Source organism: Pseudomonas sp. MF6394 (assembly GCF_002018845.1).
In the GTDB taxonomy this organism is placed as follows: domain Bacteria; phylum Pseudomonadota; class Gammaproteobacteria; order Pseudomonadales; family Pseudomonadaceae; genus Aquipseudomonas; species Aquipseudomonas lactis.
Genome location: NZ_MVOJ01000002.1, coordinates 142,054 through 160,131, shown reverse-complemented (window position 1 = coordinate 160,131; position 18,078 = coordinate 142,054). Strand labels below are relative to the sequence as shown.

Below are 18,078 nucleotides of genomic sequence, written 5' to 3'. Positions count from 1 at the left end.
CGACCTGGGTGTGCCAACTTCACATGAACGACACGTCGACAATCTATGCCTGGGAGGGCATCAACCGCAAAGGGCGCCGGGTATCCGGAACGATCGCCGGCCATAACCTTGCGCTGATCAAGGTGCAACTGCGCCAGCAAGGAATCTGCCCCGAGCGAGTGCGCAAGAAGTCTTGTGCACTGCCGACCTTCAAGACGCGCATAACGCCCGCAGATATCGCCCTGTTCACTCGCCAGTTGGCTACCTTGCTCAAGGCCGGCATCCCGCTGCTGCAAGCCTTCGACATCATCAGTGAAGGCGTCGAAAACCCACAACTGCGCGAACTGGTGAAAGCGCTGAAACAGCATATTGCCAGCGGCCACCCGTTGGTTGCTGCCCTGCGTCAATATCCCCGCTACTTCGATGAGCTGTACTGCAATCTGGTGGCGGCTGGCGAAATGGCCGGAGCCCTTGAAACCCTGCTGGAGCGCGTGGCGATTCATCTGGAAAAAAGCCAACGGCTCAAAACCAGGATCAAGAAAGCCATGACCTACCCTATCGCGGTACTGGTAATTGCCACAGGGGTGAGCACAGTGCTGTTGATTCACGTTGTGCCGCAGTTCCAGAACCTGTTCGCCGGGGTCAACGGCCAATTGCCGGGATTTACCCTGGGGGTCATCGCGCTGTCGGAACTGCTGCAACAGGCGTGGTGGATGCTGGGGCTGGGTGTGGGCGCGGCGCTGGTTACGGGGCGCCACGCCTACCGGACTCACCCGGGGTTTCGCCATGGGTGGGCAGCAGGTTTGTTGAAAATGCCCGTGGCAGGCAAACTGCTGCACAAATCTGCGGTCGCCCGCTACGCTCGCACGCTATCCACTACCTTTGCGGCGGGCGTTCCTCTGGTACAGGCATTGGGTTCGGTGGCTGGCGCCGTCGGTCATGGCCCCTTCAAACAGGCAATCGAACGTATGCGCCATGATGTATCCACAGGCATGCAGTTGAATCAATCGATGCATAACAGCGGCCTGTTCCCAGGCATGGCGATCCAGATGACCGCAATCGGTGAGGAGTCCGGCACCCTGGACCGCATGCTGGAAAAAGTCGCGAACCACTACGAGTCAGACGTGGACACCTTGGTCGACAACCTCACCAGCCTGATGGAGCCGCTGATCATGGTGGTATTGGGGGGGATTGTCGGCGCGCTGGTAGTCGCCATGTACTTGCCGGTATTCCAATTGGGGACGGCGTTTTGAGCCTGCTGCTGAGCGAACATCCCTGGGCGTTTGTTGGCCTGGCGCTGGTGTTGGGCCTGATCGTCGGCAGCTTCCTCAATGTGCTGGTGTGGCGCCTGCCCAAAATGCTCGAGCGGGAGTGGCGTGCCCAGGCCCATGAGATTCTGGAGTTGCCAGCCGAGCCCGGTGGGCCCCCCTATAACCTGATGCGCCCCAACTCATGCTGCCCGCACTGCAATCAACCGATTCGGCCTTGGGAAAACATTCCGGTGCTCAGCTACCTGCTGCTCCGGGGGCGTTGTGCCCACTGCCGCGAGCCCATCAGCCTACGCTATCCTCTCACCGAACTGGCGTGCGCGCTGACCTGCGCCGCTGTCGCCTGGCACTTCGGCTTCGGCTGGCAAGCCGGCGCGGTGATGCTGTTGAGTTGGGGCTTGCTGGGGATGAGCCTGATTGATCTGGACCACCAACTGCTGCCGGATGTGCTGGTGCTGCCGCTGCTATGGCTGGGGCTGATCCTCAACAGCGCTGACCTGCTGACGCCCCTGCCCGATGCAGTATGGGGCGCGGTCATCGGCTACATGAGCTTGTGGAGCCTGTTCTGGCTCTTCAAGCTGGCCACTGGCAAGGACGGCATGGGCCATGGCGACTTCAAATTATTGGCCTTGCTGGGAGCCTGGGGCGGCTGGCAGATTCTGCCGATGACCCTGCTGATGGCCTCGCTGCTGGGCGTGTTTGTTGGGTTGATTCTGTTGCGTTTGCGTAAGGCCCAGGTGTCAGCGCCAATGCCGTTTGGCCCCTGCCTGGCAATTGCCGGCTGGATTGCATTGCTCTGGGGTGGTCAAATAACCGACTTCTATTTGCAGTCTGTCGGTTTCAGATGACCACTTCTGTTGCAACACCCTGGATTCTTGGGCTCACGGGCGGCATTGGCAGCGGCAAAAGCGCTGCGGCCGAGCACTTTATCAAGCTGGGCATCGACCTGGTGGACGCCGATCACGCCGCGCGCTGGGTCGTCGAGCCTGGCCGCCCGGCGCTGGCGCGCATTGCCGAACATTTCGGCGCCAGCGTGCTGCAAGCCGACGGCCAACTGGACCGTGCCGCGCTGCGCAAACTGATCTTTGAGATCCCACAAGAACGCCTGTGGCTGGAAGCCTTGCTGCACCCGCTGATCGCCGAGGAAATTCGCAGCCACCTGGCACGCGCCCAGTCGCCCTACGCGATCCTGGTTTCACCGCTGCTGATCGAGTCCGGGCAGTACAGCATGACCCAGCGCATCCTGGTGATCGACGTGCCGCAATCGCTGCAGATTCAGCGTACCCTGCAGCGCGACGGCATCAGCGAACAACAGGTGCAGGCGATTCTCAAGGCTCAGTTCAGCCGCGAAGACCGCCTGAACCATGCCGATGACGTGCTGGTCAACGATAAGGACCTTGCCTGGCTGCATGGCGAGGTCGAGCGACTGCACCACTTTTACCTTACTTTGTGTGGAGGCCGATCATGAGCCAACCCTTGACCGTCGACTGCCCAACCTGCGGCGCCCCCGTGGAATGGAAAGCGACCAACCTCAACCGGCCGTTCTGCTCGGACCGTTGCAAACTCATCGACCTGGGTGCCTGGGCCGCTGAAGAACACAAGATTCCCGTGGCCCCGGACGCCGAAGACGAACTGTTTTCCGAAGACCTGCCGCCGCGCCACTAAGGCCGCATAAAGGCATATTCCTGCTGGTCGTCGAGGTTTTCTGCAAGGTATTGCAACTCGTCGGCCAGGTCTTCAAAGCTGCGTACACCCTTGCTTTGCTGCACCACTGCGCTAAGCATGGCGCGCAAGGTCAAACCGGGGTCAAAACCGATTTCCTGCGCTGCATCCTGGCTTCTGCGCAACTCCTGCCGTGCCCATTCATACACACTCATGATTCATGCTCCTGAAAATTTTGCCGAGCATGGACCTGCGCCGCTGCCTGGCATTTGACCTGGATCAACGCCGCGAATCGTCGTCCTTCCAGGGCGCCGAGAGGTAGCGGGTGCGGTTGAAGGTCTCCAGCCATTCCGGGCAAAACACCACCAATGCGCTGATGACCATGCCGTTGATAAAGGCCTCGGGAAAGATGATCAGCCACAGGTAACCGACAAAGTCCTCCAGCCATTCCGGCATCGCAAAAAGGCCATCGAACCACAACAGGCCCAGGCCGGCCAACAGGCACAGCAATGCCGACAGTGCGGCAGCAAAAAAGCCCGAACAGAAGATATACACAAAGGGGTTTCGCGGCTGCGCCCGCTCCACCAACAGCGCGCACCCTTCGGTGACCAGCACCGGCAGCACGATCAGGAGCAGGCCATTGACGCCAAGCGCGGCCAGGTCCTGGCGCCCCAACAGCATCAAGCCAAGCTGGGCGGCAAAACCACCGACGATAGCCAGCGGCCAATCGAGCAGCAAGGTCACGGCGGTCATGCCGATGAAGTGATAGGACACGCCGGTATCGAAATCCCGCCGCACCAGCCACAGCATGAACAGTGCGAACACCGTGCCGAACAGCAAATGCTGGCGCCGACGGTCGGCAAACAGCTCCACCCAGGGCGAGCGAAGGATCGCCCACATCACCACGGGCGCATACACCAGCCAGCCGATACCGAGGGTCTGGGGTGCCAGAACCGCTGCACTGATCACGGACGCTCTGCCTTTACTAAAAAACTCATCACACACCTCGTCCCTGGCCTGTTTCACGTGAGCATTCTACACCCGCGTTTTAAGGCAAGACTTCCTGTGGTCATCATTTGAACGCTAAGCTGCGACTATGGATGACTCAGATTATTTGCGCCTGCTCACCGTAGCAGCCGAACAAGCCAACGCATTCCTGTCCAATGCCCGCAAGTGGGAGCGTGAGCGTTGGGTCTGCCAGCGCCTGCTGCAAGGCTTGAACGTGCCCTATCGTGTCGAAGAGTTTCACGCAGCGGGCCAGGAGCCGCCCGACGTGCTGTTTCGCGACGCCAGCTTCGAGGTCTTTTTTGTGCTGGACGAGGGCCGTCGCCTGAACGACGAGTGGCGCGATGAGCTGCTGCGCAGGCGCAGTGCTTTCTCCCTGAGCCAACTGGTACGGCGCGAAGCCAAGCCACGGCGTATCCCCGCCCATGAGTTCCTGCTGCGCCTGGCCCCCACACTGCGTAAAAAAGCTCACAACTACAAAGAACGCGGCATGGATCTGGGGGAGCTGGACCTCATTGCGTTTACCAGCCTCAAACGCGAGGTGCTGGACCTCAACAGCCATTTTCCGCCGCCGACCGAATACCTGCGTCAGGGCTGGCGCTCGCTATCGCTGGTGGGGCCGACATTCGCACGGGTCCTGTTCGCACATCCCGACGCGCCGGACTTCTTGCGCAACAACCTGGGCCGCAGCATAGTGTTTGATGTCGGCATCAGCCTGTGATGCCCCTGGCTGTAACGTGGCGCCCCTTTGCAACGTCTACCTGACGAGGCCTTTATGACCAGCCGCCTGAAACCCGATGACCAAGAGCGTGTCGAAGAGTACCTGCAACTCTCCCAGAACAGAGTCGAGCGCAAGCCTTTCCGGCCGTGGCTGCTCCTCTGCGTGGTGCTGGTAGTGGTGATCGGGCTCGGTGCGCTGAGCCGCCTATTGAGTTACCTGACGCTATGAGCCGCCTGGCGCTCGCGAGGGTAACTGCTCCGATTTCTTTTAGCCTTGCGAGATATCCCCATGACCCATCGTATTATTATCGTCGGCGGCGGTGCCGGCGGCCTGGAGTTGGCTACCCGCCTGGGTAAGACCCTGGGCAAGCGTGGCAAGGCCAGCATCACGCTGGTCGACACCAACCTGACCCACATCTGGAAGCCCTTGCTGCACGAAGTGGCTGCCGGCTCGCTGAATTCCTCGGAAGACGAACTCAACTACGTCGCCCAAGCCAAATGGAACCACTTCGAGTTCCAGCTGGGCCGTATGAGCGGGCTTGACCGTGAACAGAAGAAAATCCAGCTGGCCGCCACCCTCGACGAAGAAGGCCGCGAACTGGTGCCCGCCCGCGTACTGGGCTACGACAGCCTGGTGATTGCGGTAGGCAGCACCACCAACGATTTCGGCACCGAGGGCGCGGCGCAACATTGCCTGTTCCTCGACACCCGCAAGCAGGCCGAGCGCTTCCACCAGCAGTTGCTCAACCACTACCTGCGCGCCCATGCAGGCCAAACCGACGCCGTTGAACAGATCAGCGTCGCCATCGTTGGCGCCGGTGCCACCGGGGTTGAGCTGGCCGCCGAGCTGCATAACGCCGCCCATGAGCTGGCCGCCTATGGTCTGGACCGTATCAAGCCAGAAAACATGCACATCACCCTGATCGAAGCCGGCCCGCGGGTATTGCCTGCCCTGCCGGAGCGGATCGGTGGGCCAGTGCATAAAACCCTGGAGAAACTAGGGGTGACGGTACTGACCAATTCGGCGGTCAGTGAAGTAACCGCCGACGCCTTGATCACCAGCAGCGGCCAGGTGATTCCGGCTAGCCTCAAGGTCTGGGCGGCCGGTATCCGCGCCCCCGGTTTCCTCAAGGACATCGATGGCCTGGAAACCAACCGCATCAACCAGCTGCAAGTCCTGCAAACCCTGCAAACCACCCGCGACGAAAACATCTTCGCCTTTGGTGATTGCGCCGCCTGCCCGCAGCCGGGCACCGACCGCAATGTACCGCCACGGGCCCAAGCGGCTCACCAACAGGCGTCATTGCTGGCCAAATCGCTGAAGCTGCGGATTGAAGGCAAAGAGCTGCCGACCTACAAGTACACCGACTACGGCTCGCTGATCTCGCTGTCGCGCTTTTCTGCGGTGGGTAACCTGATGGGCAATTTGACGGGCAGTGTGATGCTGGAAGGCTGGCTGGCGCGGATGTTCTACGTGTCGCTGTACCGCATGCACCAGATGGCCCTGTACGGGTTCTTCCGCACGGCGATGCTGATGCTGGGCAGCAAGATCGGCCGCGGCACCGAGCCACGCCTTAAATTGCATTAACAACCTGGTCTCGAAAGAGGCCTGGTAAATGTGGGAGCAAGTCGAATCGTCGCACCGCCGCTCCCACATTTGTTTTGCGGTGAATTCAGGATTCACGCAGGCAAAAAAAATCCCCGTATCTTTCGATACGAGGATTTTTAATATGGTCGGGGTAGGGGGATTCGAACTCCCGACATCCTGCTCCCAAAGCAGGCGCGCTACCGGACTGCGCTATACCCCGGTAATAAAAAGGCGACCTTTCAGTCGCCTTCTTCGATCAGCGCTTTTGGCCTCTGATCTTAAGATTCGATTCCAGCGTTAACTGGTCTCAAAAATGGTGGGTCGTGTGGGATTCGAACCTACGACCAATTGGTTAAAAGACAATTGGTTTTAGTGCTTCATAGCCCAGGATCGTGTTCGCTACACATAGCTGTTTCCGTGGCCTCGCAGCCTCTAATGAACCCACATTAGAGGCTCCAAACCATGAAAATCTCTGCGGTCGTTTCGACCAAAGGCGGCGTAGGCAAAACTACCATCGAGGCCAACCTCGGCGCTTTTTGTGCGGATGCAGGCCTGCGCGTGCTCATGATCGACCTAGATCCTGCACAGCCTTCGCTCTCCTCGTATTACCAATTGGTCGATGAAGCTCAAGGAGGCATCTACGACCTGCTGGCATTCAATATCACCGAATCAGCCAAGATCATATCCAGCACCACGATACCAAACCTGTCGCTTGTCATTTCCAACGACATCAACAACCAACTGAACAGCCTGATCCTGCAAGCACCTGACGGACGGTTGCGACTCGCCAACCTGATGCCGGGCTTCAAAGATCATTTCGACCTGGTACTGATTGACACCCAAGGCGCCAGGTCGGCAATGCTCGAAATGGTGGTCCTAGCCTCTGATTTGGTCATATCCCCACTTCCGCCCAATATGCTCGCTGCACGGGAGTTCAGCCGGGGATCCATGCAGATGCTGGACGGCCTGCGCGCCTATGGGCGCCTGGGCATGAAAATCCCTCCTGTGCGGATCGTCGTCAACAATCTCGACCAAACCACCGACGCGCAAATGATCGAGCAGTCGGTACGGGAAATTTTCCAGGACAATGACGAAATCAACGTTCTGGAATGCGTCGTCCCCTCCGCAGTGGTGTTTCGTAACAGTTCATCCCTGGGCGTCCCAGTACACCGCTTGGAATACAGACAGCCTTCCAACCGCATATCCCCTGCAGCCCTTGTCGTGATCCGCCAATTGGCCATTGAGCTTTTTCCAGAATGGCGTGACCGCTTCGAGGCCATGACCGAGGAAAAGGTAGCTAACTTGGTGAGGGAGGGTCGTTGAAATGGCGAAGCCCTCCATTACCGACGCCCGCAGTATTACTGCAAACCTCATCCTAGAGGTTGGCAAGTACTACAGCGCTCAGCAATTGCGCAGCTTGCAAGCCAAGCTCAGTGGAACCGCACGAGAAATCCGAGCCCTGACAAGCGGTTACCAATTACCCGGTCGGATTGGCGCTCAGTTGAGCGTTGACCAGCTTCAGCTTTTGCAGGACGCCGCGAAGCTTATCGAGTCAGTGAACTCGAACATTAAGCACGCGAAGGAAAAGCGCGGCCGCGACGAAAACCAAGCCAAACGCCGTCAGCAAAGTCGATATGCCGAAGCCAAACGCCTGGTAGCTGAAACATATTTAGAACCCTTTGCTCCTGAGCCAACGGCTTTGGACCCTCTTCTAGATATTCTTAAAACAGCGCTGACGCTTAATCGAGCAGACGTTTTCAGGAATGGTTATTCCCCTAGGGAGTTCAATCTCAGGCTCCGTGATTACCTGTCGCCTGCCAGAACTCGAAAGCTCATTGGCTGGACCAGCCCAAGTGCTTTTTGGATAAGCACGGTTCTCTCTCTTCGTAATGACGTTGTGCAAGCTGTTGAGCAAGAGATTGCTTACGACGATGGGTCAAGTGTTCAAGACCGCCTTGATGCCCTGAAACAGAAGGTTGCGGACTGCCTTGCCCGGACTCACCTCTCTGCTGATGAGGAAGAAACACTTCGCCTGTGGTCAGAGGCGCTCTCCCCCCGCCTCCAACAGGAAGGGGGTGAATGATGGACAAGCAAAAAGTCCTCAGCAAGGTCGCCAAACTCATGGCGCTGGCCAAGTCACAAGGCGCTGCCCCAAACGAAGTGGAAATTGCACTTCGTCAAGCTCGCCATTTGATGAATCAGTACAACTTGGAACACACCGAAGTCGCTGCCCATACAATCGAAGAATCCATTGTGGGTACCAAAACCCGTCGGGCACCGCAGGATTGGCTGCACAACCTGGCCTCAATCTGTTCCCAAGCCTTCGATTGCAGCCACTTGGCGTATTTCAATCCGCTACTTGGCTGGTCCTTCAAGTTCTTGGGGAAAGGTATTTCACCCGATCTGGCAGCTCACACCTATTCAACGCTGCATCACCAGCTTGTCGCAGCCCGACGAGCTCATGTTGCCCAGCAGAAGCGCTGCCAACTGAAAACCAAACGTCACCGCGGCCAACTGTTTGCCGAGGGCTGGCTCAATGCCGTCGCCTCTAAGGTGAACCAGTTTGCAGGTGGGATAGACGAAAACACTGCGCTGGAGATCCAAGCCTACCTGGAATGGCATCATCCAAAACTAACGCTAGCCATTGTCAAGCCCATCGAAGCCAAAGGTCATGACACCCGCTCTTTGCAAGCGGGATGGGACCAGGGCAAGCATGCCAGGCTGCATCGTGGTGTCGGACAGCAGTCACAAGGAGCCCTTGGGCATGGAGGGAGCCAATGAGAACTCATTCGCTTTCACCTTTGGCCATGGCGGCGCTGGAACAAGCCAGATCCCAACTTGGGCTTGCCCCGGTTCACAAACACCATGTTTGGAGTGAGGCAGAAGAGCGCTCGCTCATTGCCCGCTATCCCAATGAACCGACTCAGGTCCTAGCCGCCGAATTGGGGCTCAGCGTCTATCAGGTCTATGCCAAAGCCAAACGGCTGGGCTTGAGCAAAAGCGCCGAGTTTCTTCGCAGTAGTCTCTGTGGCCGGCTTGACGGCAAGTTGGGCGCAGAATTCCGCTTTCCCAAGGGATCCGTCCCATGGAATAAGGGCCTTAAGGGGCTCCCCTCCTCTGGCCGTATGACTCAGACGCAGTTTAAGGCCGGCAATAAACCGGGGAACTGGCTGCCTATTGGCAGCCTGCGCACAACTCCTGACGGTTATCAGCAGAAGAAAATCACCGATACCGGTTACCCACCCGTTGACTGGAAAGCCGTGCATGTACTGCTTTGGGAGGAGCATCACGGACCAGTCCCTATAAACATGTGCGTGTGCTTCAAGGACGGCAACAAGGCCCATATAGCCCTGAATAACCTGGAGTTGCTGACGAGAGCAGAACGTATGCGTCGGAACACCATTCATCGGTATCCGGAAGAGCTGAAATCCGCAATACGCGCTATCGGCAAACTCAAACGCACCATCCGGGAGGTTGAACATGAAGAACAAGATTGAAGATCTACGTAATCACCTGTTCGTCGCGATCGAGAGCCTCCTGGACCCAGAAAGACCAATGGAAATCGAACGGGCCAAAGCGGTTGCCGAGGTTGCTCAGGTCATGATCAATTCAGCGAAGGTTGAAGTCGACATGGTCAAAGCCCTGGGGGCACGCAACGGGAGTGGTTTTCTTCAGATAGGCCAGGAGTCTGGGAAATGAATCACCTTGACCTCTCACCTCCCTACTCCGTAGAGGCTGAACAAGGTGTGTTAGGTGGGCTACTGCTCGACAACAACACCTGGGATCTCGTCGCAGACAAACTGGATGCCTCTGATTTTTTCCGACACGACCATCGGTTGCTGTTCCGGACAATGGCAAGCCTTGCTGACAAGTCCATTCCGTTCGACATCGTCACCGTCCACAACGCGTTGGAGGAGCCAGACGAAGCCGGAGGGCTGAGCTATCTGGGCGAGCTGGCCAAAAACACGCCGTCTGTAGCCAACATCGAGCATTACGCATCCATCGTGCGTAATCGCTCTCGGCTCAGACAGCTCATGTCCCTTGGATACCAATGCTCTCGCGAGGCGACAGACCCGTTGGCAAGTGCGGAGGATGTTCAAGAATCAATTGAACAGCAACTGTTCGCTCTGGGTGAAGGCAAGAGCGCAACGGAATTCGTCAATATCAACCAATGCCTGACGAACGTCGTCGAACAAATAGACGAACATTTCAACGGCAATATCACCGTGACCGGCCTGCCTTCAGGCCTGGAGGACCTGGACGAGCTGACGTCGGGTTTTCAAAAAGCCGACCTGATCATCCTCGGCGCGCGCCCGTCTATGGGGAAGACCTCTCTGGCCTTGAACTTCATAGATACGGCTCTGCAGGCAAAGCTTGATCGTACAGTTCAGGTTTTCAGCATGGAAATGCCGGCCAAAGCACTGATGTATCGATTGATGGGCATCCTAGGCCATATCGATCTGGGCAGGCTATTGAAGGGCAAGCTCGATGATGATGATTGGCCGAAGCTGACTGCAGCGGTTTCTCGTATTAATGGCTATGGAGAGCGGCTGGTCATCGACGACTCATCAGCGCTCACGCCTGCAGTAATCAGAGCTAAATCTCGTCGAGCAGCTCGTCGCTTCGGACACCCGAGCTTGATCCTGATCGATTACCTGCAGCTCATGCGCTGCCCAGGTCAGGAAAACAGGGCCAACGAGATCAGCGCTATATCCCAGTCCCTCAAGGCCCTAGCGAAAGAGATGAATTGCCCGGTGGTTGCGCTTTCCCAGCTCAACCGAGAACTGGAGCGACGGCCAAATAAGCGTCCGATCAACGCAGACCTGCGTGATAGCGGTGCGATTGAACAGGACGCGGACCTGATTATGTTCGTCTACCGGGACGAGGTGTACCACCCTCAGAGCGAACACAAAGGCATTGCAGAAATCATTCTCGGCAAGGCGCGTAACGGCCCAACTGGGACCGTACGAACAGCCTTCATCGCCAATCAGACCCGGTTTGCCAACCTCAGTCCCAACGCCGGCTGGCAAGGGGCTCAACTATGAAAAAGCACACCTCAGCGATGAATACTCTCGTACGCATCACTCACTGGTGCCTTCAATGCGATAGCCACCACCCGAAACATCAAGTGAGTGGCGCTCCAGCCTTACCCGGCGGTGAAGTGGACGAGCTTATTTGCCCTACTTGCAATAGCTATGACATCGAGGAGCTTCAGGAGGTGTCGGATGCACAGTAGCGCCGAGCTATTTCCTAGTATCCATGCCGGTGCCGTGTTCGAAGCCTCTGCTGTGGCTCATGCCCATAAATCTGGGATCAACCCGGTGGAGCTCGACGCATTAGCTCAAGCGATCGGCCGCCTTGCTCGTGACCACAGCACCGTGGTCCCAATGAGCATGCGTGAGGATCTGTTGGAGTTTGAGAAGCTCGGCTACGTCGAGCTGACCAACACGCCCAGCGCAACAATTACCGTTGAACTGCTCTGTGCGGGCGCCTTGCTATCCAGCTACTTCTGGTCGGTTTGGGTGCCCCGCTACCTCCAGTGCTGCTCGCTGAAAGTGGCCGTCATGTCTCACCTGCAACACCCCGCGGAAGTTCAGCACTGCAGCGTGGTGTTCCGCGTGCCTGGAGCACGTGAGGCTACGCGTCACTTTTTGCATGAGCTCGGTACCAAGTTTCCTGGCGATCAGGCTGAAATCATCGCGATCCAGACCGGTAACGTTCTGGCAGACAGGGATGCAGAGCTATGACCACCAATCTCCTACGCGGAAAAAGCGAGAGCCTTCGTGTACTCGTGAAGTTTGCTGAAGCGAATGGCTGGACGGTGTCTCGCACTCAAGGTGGCCATATCAAGTTCACGAAATCTGGCCTTGGATCGATTTACACCTCATCAACCGCAAGCGATTACCGCTCAGGCCTCAACGCCAAAGCCCGTATTCGTCGTGCTGATCGAGCTCAAACCCTACACTCGCAGGAGGCAATCTAATGCCTATCCGTCATTGCATCGTCCACCTGATCGACAAAAAACCCGATGGCACACCTGCTGTTCTCCAGGCACGCGATTCGGAGCTATCCGAATCGGTCGCCATCGAGAACATGCTTGCCGACCTCAACGAGAGCTATAACGCCAAACAAGGCAAGGCCTGGGGTTTCTTCCATGCCGAGTCCGGCGCGCACCCGTTTAGCGGCTGGTTAAAGCAGTACTTTGAAGGTGACCAGGACTTCACCGCCTTCAGCCACACGGCGGTCGAGCATCTGCAAAAGCTGATGGAAGAGTCCAACCTCTCCACCGGTGGCCACGTACTGTTTGCCCATTACCAGCAAGGCATGACCGACTACCTAACTGTCGCCCTGCTCCACCACAGTGAAGGCGTGGTGGTTACTGACGATCTGGACGTCACTCCTTCACGCCACCTGGACGTTGGCCAGTTGCACCTGGCAGCGCGTATCAACTTGTCCGAGTGGCAGAACAACAAGCAATCCAAGCAGTACATCTCGTACATCAAAGGCAAAAACGGTAAGAAGATCTCGGGGTATTTCAGCGACTTCATTGGCTGCATGGAAGGCGTCGACGGCCCGGGCGAAACCCGCGCCCTCCTCAAGGCGTTCAGCGACTTCGTTGAAAACGAAGACCTGCCAGACGAATCGGCCCGCGAGAAAACCAAGGCCCTGGTGGACTACGCCACCAGCCAGGCCAAGCTCGGTGAACCCATGGGCCTGGAGGAACTGTCAGGCTTGATCGATGAAGATCGCCCCAAGGCGTTCTACGACCATATCCGCAATAAGGACTACGGCCTGTCGCCGGAAATCCCCCTGGATAAACGCACTCTCAACCAATTCCGTCGGTTCACCGGCCGTGCCGAAGGCTTGTCCATCAGTTTTGAAGCGCATCTGCTAGGGGACAAGATCGAGTACGACGAGGCGTCCAATTCATTAGTCATCAAGGGGTTACCTACCCAACTCACTGATCAGTTGAAACGTCGCTGAACACACTTTCTACCCTAGGCATCGGAGCCCACCATGAGTAACAAACCACAGCGTCTGCATGAAGAAAAATTCGTTATTCGCCTGCCCGACGGGATGCGCGAACGCATCGCGTTGGAAGCACGTGAAAACGCCAGGTCGATGAACTCAGAAATTGTTTATCGGCTGGAGACAACTGCCGAACTTGAAGCTGCTCTGGATCGTGCTTTGAAAATCATTGACCAGCTTTTGGCGGCAAGCCCGGCTTATGAGCAGCCAGGAGCCAGAGTATGAAAGCGTCTTTGGCCCAAACCATGAAAGATAAGCTGTTGCTGCCGGCGTTTGAATCGAAGTCGCCGGTGGCAGCGCGAATGAGCGACCCCATCGTCGATACCCCCATGCTGTTGACTCTCGACGAAACGCTGCCGTATGACGAAAACCCAAGGACGACTCGTAACCCGAAGTACGATGAAATTAAAGAGTCGATACGAAATCGGGGACTCGATACGCCACCTCCCGTCACTCGTAAACCTGGGGAAGATAAGTACCGGATCCGCAACGGCGGCAACACTCGCCTGGCAATTTTAAACGAGTTGTATCGTGAGACCGGCGACGAGAAGTACTTCAAGTTTCACTGCCTATTTCGACCCTGGGACGCCGTTCGGGGCGAAATCATCTCGCTCACCGGCCACTTGGCTGAAAACGACCTCCAAGGCCAGCTCCTGTTCATTGAGCGGGCTATTGGGGTCGACAAAGCGAGAGCGCTGTATGAAACAGAGGCAGGGGAGTCTATCTCATTACGTGAGCTTTCACGGCGGCTGTCAGCGGATGGCTACCCGGTCTCCGCGTCTCACTTGAGTCGTATGCACGACACCATTCGGTACTTACTGCCAGCAATTCCAGGCGCGCTGTACTCTGGACTGGGAGTAGACAGAATCATAAAGCTTCTGTCTTTGCGCAAAACAGCTCTTCAGTGCTGGGATCGCAATTATCAAGAGCAGGAGCAGCACCTTGATTTCGATACGCTTTTCCAAGATGTACTGTCCCAGTTTGAGGGCGACGCTGAAGAATTTCTATTCCAGCGATTTCAGGACGAACTGATAGATCACCTTAAAAAGCCGCTGAACCTCGGCTACGAGCAAATACTGTTGGAAATCACTCAGAACCAGGACCAATTGCGCCGGTCTACGCCGGTTCTTGAGCTGCCACAGTACCCTGCATCGCAATTTGAGGGGGGGACTCAACTTAACGTTTCGAACAATGGCATTGAGGCTAATCAGAACCCTCTACAACTACCCCCTACTACTTCGGGGGGCAGCACACATAAGACGACGCCCTCCAAAGAGAGTCCTTCACCTCAAGGGGTGCAACAGCAACTGGCCCCAACTCCGCAGGAGCAAATGAGCCCACAAGAGCGCCAAGCACGTATCGATGGGCACGTTGCGAGCCCTGTGAAGACTTCTCCCAGAGTCGACAAGATGAAACGGGAGCTCGCTGCGCTTGACGGTGAGGTCTTGCCCGACTTCGCCTCCAATGCCTTGGTGGCCATCCCTGTTCAAGCTGGCGGACTCAATCCCATTTCTGACCTTTGGTACATCGAACGCGAAATAGACAATACCGCGACCCTGCGTCAGCACATCGCTCAATTGGCTCGCGAAATAGCCAGCTCGGTCAAAGCCCCAGGTCAATTTATCGATATCGATGGTGGCGTCGGGTTCAGCTACCGACACCCCGAAGCGGAAGTCGAAATTACTGCCACAGCCCAACATACCTTGACGCTGCTCCAGTCTTTGAGCGGCTCGATGGCCATCGTACTGAAAATGATTCAGCAGCAACCCAAGCTTCAAATCGACGCGTTGGCTGACTTTGAGTTCGCAGCCGGACTGGGCCAGATCTTACTGGGCCAGCCTCACACAAAAGATCAGCCCCCTGAAAGTGAATGCCGTCTCAGCGACGGCGCTCTAGTGAAGCTGTTCCGCATTATTCGTCTCGCAAGACGTTTGATTGACCTGGAAATCCAGTCAGTCGCCAACAACGGTCCGAATTCAGCCAGTTAACACACGGACTCTACAAGGGGGAGTCGTCATGTCCAAGACACCAATAAATGAAGCAATCCTGTCACAGGTGCTTCATCACATGCGTAATGGCCAACTTCGGCGCTGCATCGAAATGGGCCTGGAGCCAGAGATATTGGCTCAGCTCCAACAACCTTCAGTACTGAGCTTGCTGCTTAACACTCCCGTGTCTTGGTGCAACGTCACCATTGATGGGGACATGGTAAAAAAACTACTGTCAGGCGCGCAGCGTTCTGATGAAGAAGTGCGCATGATTGAACGTGCGCTGCGACTTGGCGCGACCACTCAAATGCTGCAACAGTTCTTCGGGCTGTCTCCGCAGGATGTGGCCCTTCAACGCCTAATGATCGGCGTGACGGCACGTCGTGGCCGTTGGCGCGAATTCAGTGAGGAGATGGACGCTCAGCTTTGGTACCGATGGACGCACCTAATGCAAGAGCATCAGGTAGAGCTTGGCGACAGTCTCGCGTTGCTGGACATCGCCATGTTGGTCGCCGAGGAACTCAATGCTCCACAGGATACTAGCCCAGATGAGACCCACGAAAACCTCAGCCTGGCCATCATCTGGCATCGCATTCAGTCCTGGATAAAGGAAGGGCTTTACCCTCCTGCAAACCCTGGCCTTCCGAGAAGGCTACAGCTTGTGTCTTCTCAACGACTTGCACAGCCTGCAGCGACATCGGTGGAAGGTGACTCTGTATTATGAGGTTGTCTCGGCTTCCCTTGTCGACGCTTTTAGACTCGGCCTCGGGTCACCTTGAAGCTCATTTGCTTCAGAAAAAAGAGTCGGCGCCTCCGGGGATTGAAGGGTCTTCCCCCTACTCCGGAATTATTTTCAGCGGGAACCCACACGAAACGGTTCCTCGCCGATTGCTTTTGGATGATCGCTTAACCCCGCTTGAAAGAAACACCTGGCAGGTATTTCGCCTACTGATCAATGACGACGGCCTTACGGCGTTCCCTACCTATGACCAACTGCGGCCATATTTGGGTATGCAACCCGGTAGGCCTGCCTCGCGTGAAACTGTATCAAAAGCATTAGTGACCTTACGTCTCACCCGTTGGCTTAGCCTGGGGCGACGGGTGCGCAATGATCTGAGTGGACAAGTGCAAGGCAACGTCTACCTGCTTCACGACGAACCGGTCACACCGGCCGAAGCTATAGAGTTCGACAAGGACTACTTGCAGCTACTCGCGCAGTCAATGCAGCACCAGACCAAGGTGATTCGCGAAGTGGCAGAAATTGCCTGGAAGGAATTTGCAGCTGATCCTGATGTTGGCCAACGCTTACCTAGCAGGCTGGACATCATCGAATCCCGCATGAATAGCCAGGCCTGGACCAAAGCGCAGGCTCCAGTCGTTCTTAAAGCGACTGAGTTCGGAATCCGAACTCAGCAAAATATAGCTCTATCTCCACTGAGTTCGGATACCGAACTCAGTGAAAAAGGCGAAGAGCGAATCGCTTTGGAGCAGAGTTCGGATGCCGAACTCAGCCGTAAATCACTGAGTTCGGACTTAGTTCGGCATCCGAACTCATATAGTACGTATACAGATACACACAAAGATGTTTGTAAAAGCTCTGTACATGTACCGCCCACACCAAACGACATCGCTGCCGATTTGCTCGGTGCACTGCATCGACTACCGGTCGAGCAAAAACAGAACGCGGTCCTGGCGCTGCAAAAGGTTCCAGCAGAGTTGAAAACCGCGCTCATCAAACAATGGGTCCACCGCTGTGACTCGGGAGGGGTCCGAAACCCGCTTGGATACTTAATGACGCTCGTCGGCATGGCCGTTCGCGGCGATTTCAACAGCCAATGGAACCCTGACGACAAGGCAAAAGCGAGCCCCGAGCGTCAAGACGCTTCAGCCCCGCCAGAGGGCGCAGAGCAGCCGACGAAGACGCTAACGCAGACGCGTAGCCCTGAGTCGATACAAACCGCAAAACACACACTCAGCGGAATGCTGCATCTGCTGAAGCCTAATCGGGGTACACATCCATGATGTCAGGTGGACAACCAGAATATCGTGGTAACGCGGCCCAGAGCGAAGCGGTCGTGACCGGAATCTGTGCCAGCTACACAGCAAGTGTTGCGGCCCGCAACACCCTGACAGGAACCGAAATACGCCGCGGCCGCCACGCAAGTGACTCGGCCCAAATCACTTGCCCAGGATCCGGCATTCGTGCCAGCGACACGGCAAGTGTTGTGGCCCACAACACCCTGACAGCATCCGGCACCGGAGGTGGCCGCCATATAAGTGGTGCGGCCCGCACCACCTTGGCAGGATCCGGCATCCGTGCCGGCGACATGGCAAGTGTTGTGGCCCACAACACCCTGACAGCATCCGGCACCGGAGGTGGCCGCCATATAAGTGGTGCGGCCCGCACCACCTTGGCAGGATCCGGCATCCGTGCCGGCGACACGGCAAGTGTTGTGGCCCACAACACCCTGACAGCATCCGGCACCGGAGGTGGCAGCCATATAAGTGGTGCGGCCCGCACCACCTTGGCAGGATCCGGCATCCGTGCCGGCGACATGGCAAGTGTTGTGGCCCACAACACCCTGACAGCATCCGGCACCGGAGGTGGCAGCCATATAAGTGGTGCGGCCCGCACCACCTTGGCAGGATCCGGCATCCGTGCCGGCGACATGGCAAGTGTTGTGGCCCACAACACCCTGACAGCATCCGGCACCGGAGGTGGCCGCCACGCAAGGGATTCGGTCCGCACCGGCGAGTTTCAGCTCTTCCTATATAGAAGCCTCAACAAATCCCCTTCCATCGGGCTACGTATTTAATGCTGCGTCTCCTATAGCCAAAT

At 56.9% G+C, this 18,078-nt stretch carries 23 protein-coding genes and 1 tRNA gene; 21 read left to right on the top strand and 3 right to left on the bottom strand.

The window, feature by feature from the left end; all coding sequences use genetic code 11:
- The first annotated feature begins 23 nt into the window (after nucleotides 1–23).
- From MF6394_RS03465 to yacG, 4 genes are read left to right on the top strand one after another with little or no spacing between them, the layout of a single operon-like run.
- Entirely contained in the window at nucleotides 24–1,232 is a 1,209-nt protein-coding gene (locus tag MF6394_RS03465; protein ID WP_078466182.1) for a type II secretion system F family protein, read from the top strand.
- Entirely contained in the window at nucleotides 1,229–2,095 is an 867-nt protein-coding gene (locus MF6394_RS03460) for a prepilin peptidase (protein WP_078466181.1), read from the top strand. Before MF6394_RS03465 ends, MF6394_RS03460 begins: the two co-directional genes overlap by 4 nt.
- Nucleotides 2,092–2,715, top strand: a complete 624-nt coding sequence (gene coaE / locus MF6394_RS03455; RefSeq protein ID WP_078466180.1) for a dephospho-CoA kinase — start codon at nucleotides 2,092–2,094, stop codon at nucleotides 2,713–2,715. The genes MF6394_RS03460 and coaE overlap by 4 nt, the downstream gene beginning before the upstream one ends.
- On the top strand, nucleotides 2,712–2,912 hold the full coding sequence (yacG, locus tag MF6394_RS03450) for a DNA gyrase inhibitor YacG (protein WP_003188437.1): 201 nt from the start codon (nucleotides 2,712–2,714) through the stop codon (nucleotides 2,910–2,912). Before coaE ends, yacG begins: the two co-directional genes overlap by 4 nt.
- Here yacG and MF6394_RS03445 read toward each other — a convergent pair.
- Nucleotides 2,909–3,124: a hypothetical protein gene (locus MF6394_RS03445; protein ID WP_003171680.1), complete on the bottom strand. Its 216-nt coding sequence runs from the start codon at nucleotides 3,122–3,124 to the stop codon at nucleotides 2,909–2,911. The genes yacG and MF6394_RS03445 overlap by 4 nt on opposite strands.
- A 64-nt stretch (nucleotides 3,125–3,188) precedes the next feature.
- Entirely contained in the window at nucleotides 3,189–3,878 is a 690-nt protein-coding gene (locus tag MF6394_RS03440; RefSeq protein WP_034134844.1) for an energy-coupling factor ABC transporter permease, read from the bottom strand.
- A 127-nt stretch (nucleotides 3,879–4,005) separates the two neighbouring features.
- Here MF6394_RS03440 and MF6394_RS03435 point away from each other — a divergent pair, with 127 nt between their 5' ends.
- The 3 genes from MF6394_RS03435 to MF6394_RS03425 are packed head-to-tail and all read left to right on the top strand — an operon-like array spanning nucleotide 4,006 to nucleotide 6,222.
- The gene (locus tag MF6394_RS03435; RefSeq protein WP_003188431.1) at nucleotides 4,006–4,635 is read left to right on the top strand and encodes a DUF1780 domain-containing protein; all 630 of its coding nucleotides are present in this window, start codon (nucleotides 4,006–4,008) and stop codon (nucleotides 4,633–4,635) included.
- 54 nt (nucleotides 4,636–4,689) lie between these two features.
- Nucleotides 4,690–4,863: a DUF3094 family protein gene (locus MF6394_RS03430; protein ID WP_032893628.1), complete on the top strand. Its 174-nt coding sequence runs from the start codon at nucleotides 4,690–4,692 to the stop codon at nucleotides 4,861–4,863.
- A 60-nt stretch (nucleotides 4,864–4,923) separates the two neighbouring features.
- Nucleotides 4,924–6,222, top strand: a complete 1,299-nt coding sequence (locus MF6394_RS03425; RefSeq protein WP_014716868.1) for an NAD(P)/FAD-dependent oxidoreductase — start codon at nucleotides 4,924–4,926, stop codon at nucleotides 6,220–6,222.
- Between the two features lie 143 nt (nucleotides 6,223–6,365).
- On the opposite strand, the gene MF6394_RS03420 is transcribed toward MF6394_RS03425, so the two are convergent.
- Nucleotides 6,366–6,442 (bottom strand) — tRNA-Pro (locus MF6394_RS03420).
- 242 nt (nucleotides 6,443–6,684) lie between these two features.
- On the opposite strand from MF6394_RS03420, the gene MF6394_RS03415 reads away from it, so the two are divergent.
- The 14 genes from MF6394_RS03415 to MF6394_RS33720 all read left to right on the top strand — a co-directional run bounded on the left by MF6394_RS03415 (nucleotide 6,685) and on the right by MF6394_RS33720 (nucleotide 18,055).
- Entirely contained in the window at nucleotides 6,685–7,545 is an 861-nt protein-coding gene (locus MF6394_RS03415) for a ParA family protein (RefSeq protein ID WP_008437313.1), read from the top strand.
- 1 nt (nucleotide 7,546) lies between these two features.
- Nucleotides 7,547–8,305: a hypothetical protein gene (locus tag MF6394_RS03410; RefSeq protein ID WP_008437314.1), complete on the top strand. Its 759-nt coding sequence runs from the start codon at nucleotides 7,547–7,549 to the stop codon at nucleotides 8,303–8,305.
- Nucleotides 8,302–9,003: a DUF2786 domain-containing protein gene (locus MF6394_RS03405; protein ID WP_078466179.1), complete on the top strand. Its 702-nt coding sequence runs from the start codon at nucleotides 8,302–8,304 to the stop codon at nucleotides 9,001–9,003. The genes MF6394_RS03410 and MF6394_RS03405 overlap by 4 nt, the downstream gene beginning before the upstream one ends.
- Complete coding sequence (locus MF6394_RS03400) at nucleotides 9,000–9,719, top strand: HNH endonuclease signature motif containing protein (RefSeq protein ID WP_020301295.1); 720 nt, start codon at nucleotides 9,000–9,002, stop codon at nucleotides 9,717–9,719. Before MF6394_RS03405 ends, MF6394_RS03400 begins: the two co-directional genes overlap by 4 nt.
- Nucleotides 9,703–9,921 (top strand): hypothetical protein, encoded by a 219-nt coding sequence (locus tag MF6394_RS03395; protein ID WP_008437317.1) that lies wholly within the window; start codon nucleotides 9,703–9,705, stop codon nucleotides 9,919–9,921. Before MF6394_RS03400 ends, MF6394_RS03395 begins: the two co-directional genes overlap by 17 nt.
- Nucleotides 9,918–11,267 carry a replicative DNA helicase gene (dnaB, locus tag MF6394_RS03390; RefSeq protein WP_044275348.1) on the top strand — a complete coding sequence of 450 codons (1,350 nt, stop codon included), beginning with the start codon at nucleotides 9,918–9,920 and terminating at the stop codon, nucleotides 11,265–11,267. Before MF6394_RS03395 ends, dnaB begins: the two co-directional genes overlap by 4 nt.
- A gap of 180 nt (nucleotides 11,268–11,447) precedes the next feature.
- Nucleotides 11,448–11,969 carry a hypothetical protein gene (locus MF6394_RS03385; RefSeq protein ID WP_008437321.1) on the top strand — a complete coding sequence of 174 codons (522 nt, stop codon included), beginning with the start codon at nucleotides 11,448–11,450 and terminating at the stop codon, nucleotides 11,967–11,969.
- Nucleotides 11,966–12,205 (top strand): type II toxin-antitoxin system HicA family toxin, encoded by a 240-nt coding sequence (locus MF6394_RS03380; protein ID WP_008437325.1) that lies wholly within the window; start codon nucleotides 11,966–11,968, stop codon nucleotides 12,203–12,205. The genes MF6394_RS03385 and MF6394_RS03380 overlap by 4 nt, the downstream gene beginning before the upstream one ends.
- Nucleotides 12,205–13,206, top strand: coding sequence for a nucleoid-associated protein YejK (gene yejK / locus MF6394_RS03375; RefSeq protein ID WP_008437326.1), 1,002 nt, complete (start codon nucleotides 12,205–12,207; stop codon nucleotides 13,204–13,206). The genes MF6394_RS03380 and yejK overlap by 1 nt, the downstream gene beginning before the upstream one ends.
- Before the next feature lie 33 nt (nucleotides 13,207–13,239).
- A complete protein-coding gene (locus tag MF6394_RS34920; protein WP_008437327.1) occupies nucleotides 13,240–13,476 on the top strand; it encodes an Arc family DNA-binding protein in 237 nt (78 codons plus the stop codon).
- Nucleotides 13,473–15,239: a ParB family protein gene (locus tag MF6394_RS03365; RefSeq protein WP_008437328.1), complete on the top strand. Its 1,767-nt coding sequence runs from the start codon at nucleotides 13,473–13,475 to the stop codon at nucleotides 15,237–15,239. Before MF6394_RS34920 ends, MF6394_RS03365 begins: the two co-directional genes overlap by 4 nt.
- Nucleotides 15,240–15,267: 28 nt before the next feature.
- Nucleotides 15,268–15,963, top strand: coding sequence for a DUF2857 domain-containing protein (locus MF6394_RS03360; protein WP_008437329.1), 696 nt, complete (start codon nucleotides 15,268–15,270; stop codon nucleotides 15,961–15,963).
- Nucleotides 15,960–17,261 carry an STY4528 family pathogenicity island replication protein gene (locus tag MF6394_RS03355; protein WP_019816979.1) on the top strand — a complete coding sequence of 434 codons (1,302 nt, stop codon included), beginning with the start codon at nucleotides 15,960–15,962 and terminating at the stop codon, nucleotides 17,259–17,261. The genes MF6394_RS03360 and MF6394_RS03355 overlap by 4 nt, the downstream gene beginning before the upstream one ends.
- A 203-nt stretch (nucleotides 17,262–17,464) precedes the next feature.
- Entirely contained in the window at nucleotides 17,465–18,055 is a 591-nt protein-coding gene (locus MF6394_RS33720) for a hypothetical protein (protein ID WP_124356005.1), read from the top strand.
- The last annotated feature ends 23 nt before the right edge of the window (nucleotides 18,056–18,078 follow it).

Coding starts and splice junctions, on each gene's coding strand:
- MF6394_RS03430 (WP_032893628.1), top strand. CDS start 4,690: ATGACCAGCCGCCTGAAACCCGATGACCAAGAGCGTGTCGAAGAGTAC.
- MF6394_RS34920 (WP_008437327.1), top strand. CDS start 13,240: ATGAGTAACAAACCACAGCGTCTGCATGAAGAAAAATTCGTTATTCGC.
- MF6394_RS03365 (WP_008437328.1), top strand. CDS start 13,473: ATGAAAGCGTCTTTGGCCCAAACCATGAAAGATAAGCTGTTGCTGCCG.
- MF6394_RS03415 (WP_008437313.1), top strand. CDS start 6,685: ATGAAAATCTCTGCGGTCGTTTCGACCAAAGGCGGCGTAGGCAAAACT.
- MF6394_RS03405 (WP_078466179.1), top strand. CDS start 8,302: ATGATGGACAAGCAAAAAGTCCTCAGCAAGGTCGCCAAACTCATGGCG.
- MF6394_RS03395 (WP_008437317.1), top strand. CDS start 9,703: ATGAAGAACAAGATTGAAGATCTACGTAATCACCTGTTCGTCGCGATC.
- yejK (WP_008437326.1), top strand. CDS start 12,205: ATGCCTATCCGTCATTGCATCGTCCACCTGATCGACAAAAAACCCGAT.
- MF6394_RS03425 (WP_014716868.1), top strand. CDS start 4,924: ATGACCCATCGTATTATTATCGTCGGCGGCGGTGCCGGCGGCCTGGAG.
- MF6394_RS03465 (WP_078466182.1), top strand. CDS start 24: ATGAACGACACGTCGACAATCTATGCCTGGGAGGGCATCAACCGCAAA.
- MF6394_RS03385 (WP_008437321.1), top strand. CDS start 11,448: ATGCACAGTAGCGCCGAGCTATTTCCTAGTATCCATGCCGGTGCCGTG.
- MF6394_RS03435 (WP_003188431.1), top strand. CDS start 4,006: ATGGATGACTCAGATTATTTGCGCCTGCTCACCGTAGCAGCCGAACAA.
- dnaB (WP_044275348.1), top strand. CDS start 9,918: ATGAATCACCTTGACCTCTCACCTCCCTACTCCGTAGAGGCTGAACAA.
- MF6394_RS03355 (WP_019816979.1), top strand. CDS start 15,960: ATGAGGTTGTCTCGGCTTCCCTTGTCGACGCTTTTAGACTCGGCCTCG.
- MF6394_RS03380 (WP_008437325.1), top strand. CDS start 11,966: ATGACCACCAATCTCCTACGCGGAAAAAGCGAGAGCCTTCGTGTACTC.
- MF6394_RS03400 (WP_020301295.1), top strand. CDS start 9,000: ATGAGAACTCATTCGCTTTCACCTTTGGCCATGGCGGCGCTGGAACAA.
- MF6394_RS03445 (WP_003171680.1), bottom strand. CDS start 3,124: ATGAGTGTGTATGAATGGGCACGGCAGGAGTTGCGCAGAAGCCAGGAT.
- coaE (WP_078466180.1), top strand. CDS start 2,092: ATGACCACTTCTGTTGCAACACCCTGGATTCTTGGGCTCACGGGCGGC.
- MF6394_RS03410 (WP_008437314.1), top strand. CDS start 7,547: ATGGCGAAGCCCTCCATTACCGACGCCCGCAGTATTACTGCAAACCTC.
- MF6394_RS03360 (WP_008437329.1), top strand. CDS start 15,268: ATGTCCAAGACACCAATAAATGAAGCAATCCTGTCACAGGTGCTTCAT.
- yacG (WP_003188437.1), top strand. CDS start 2,712: ATGAGCCAACCCTTGACCGTCGACTGCCCAACCTGCGGCGCCCCCGTG.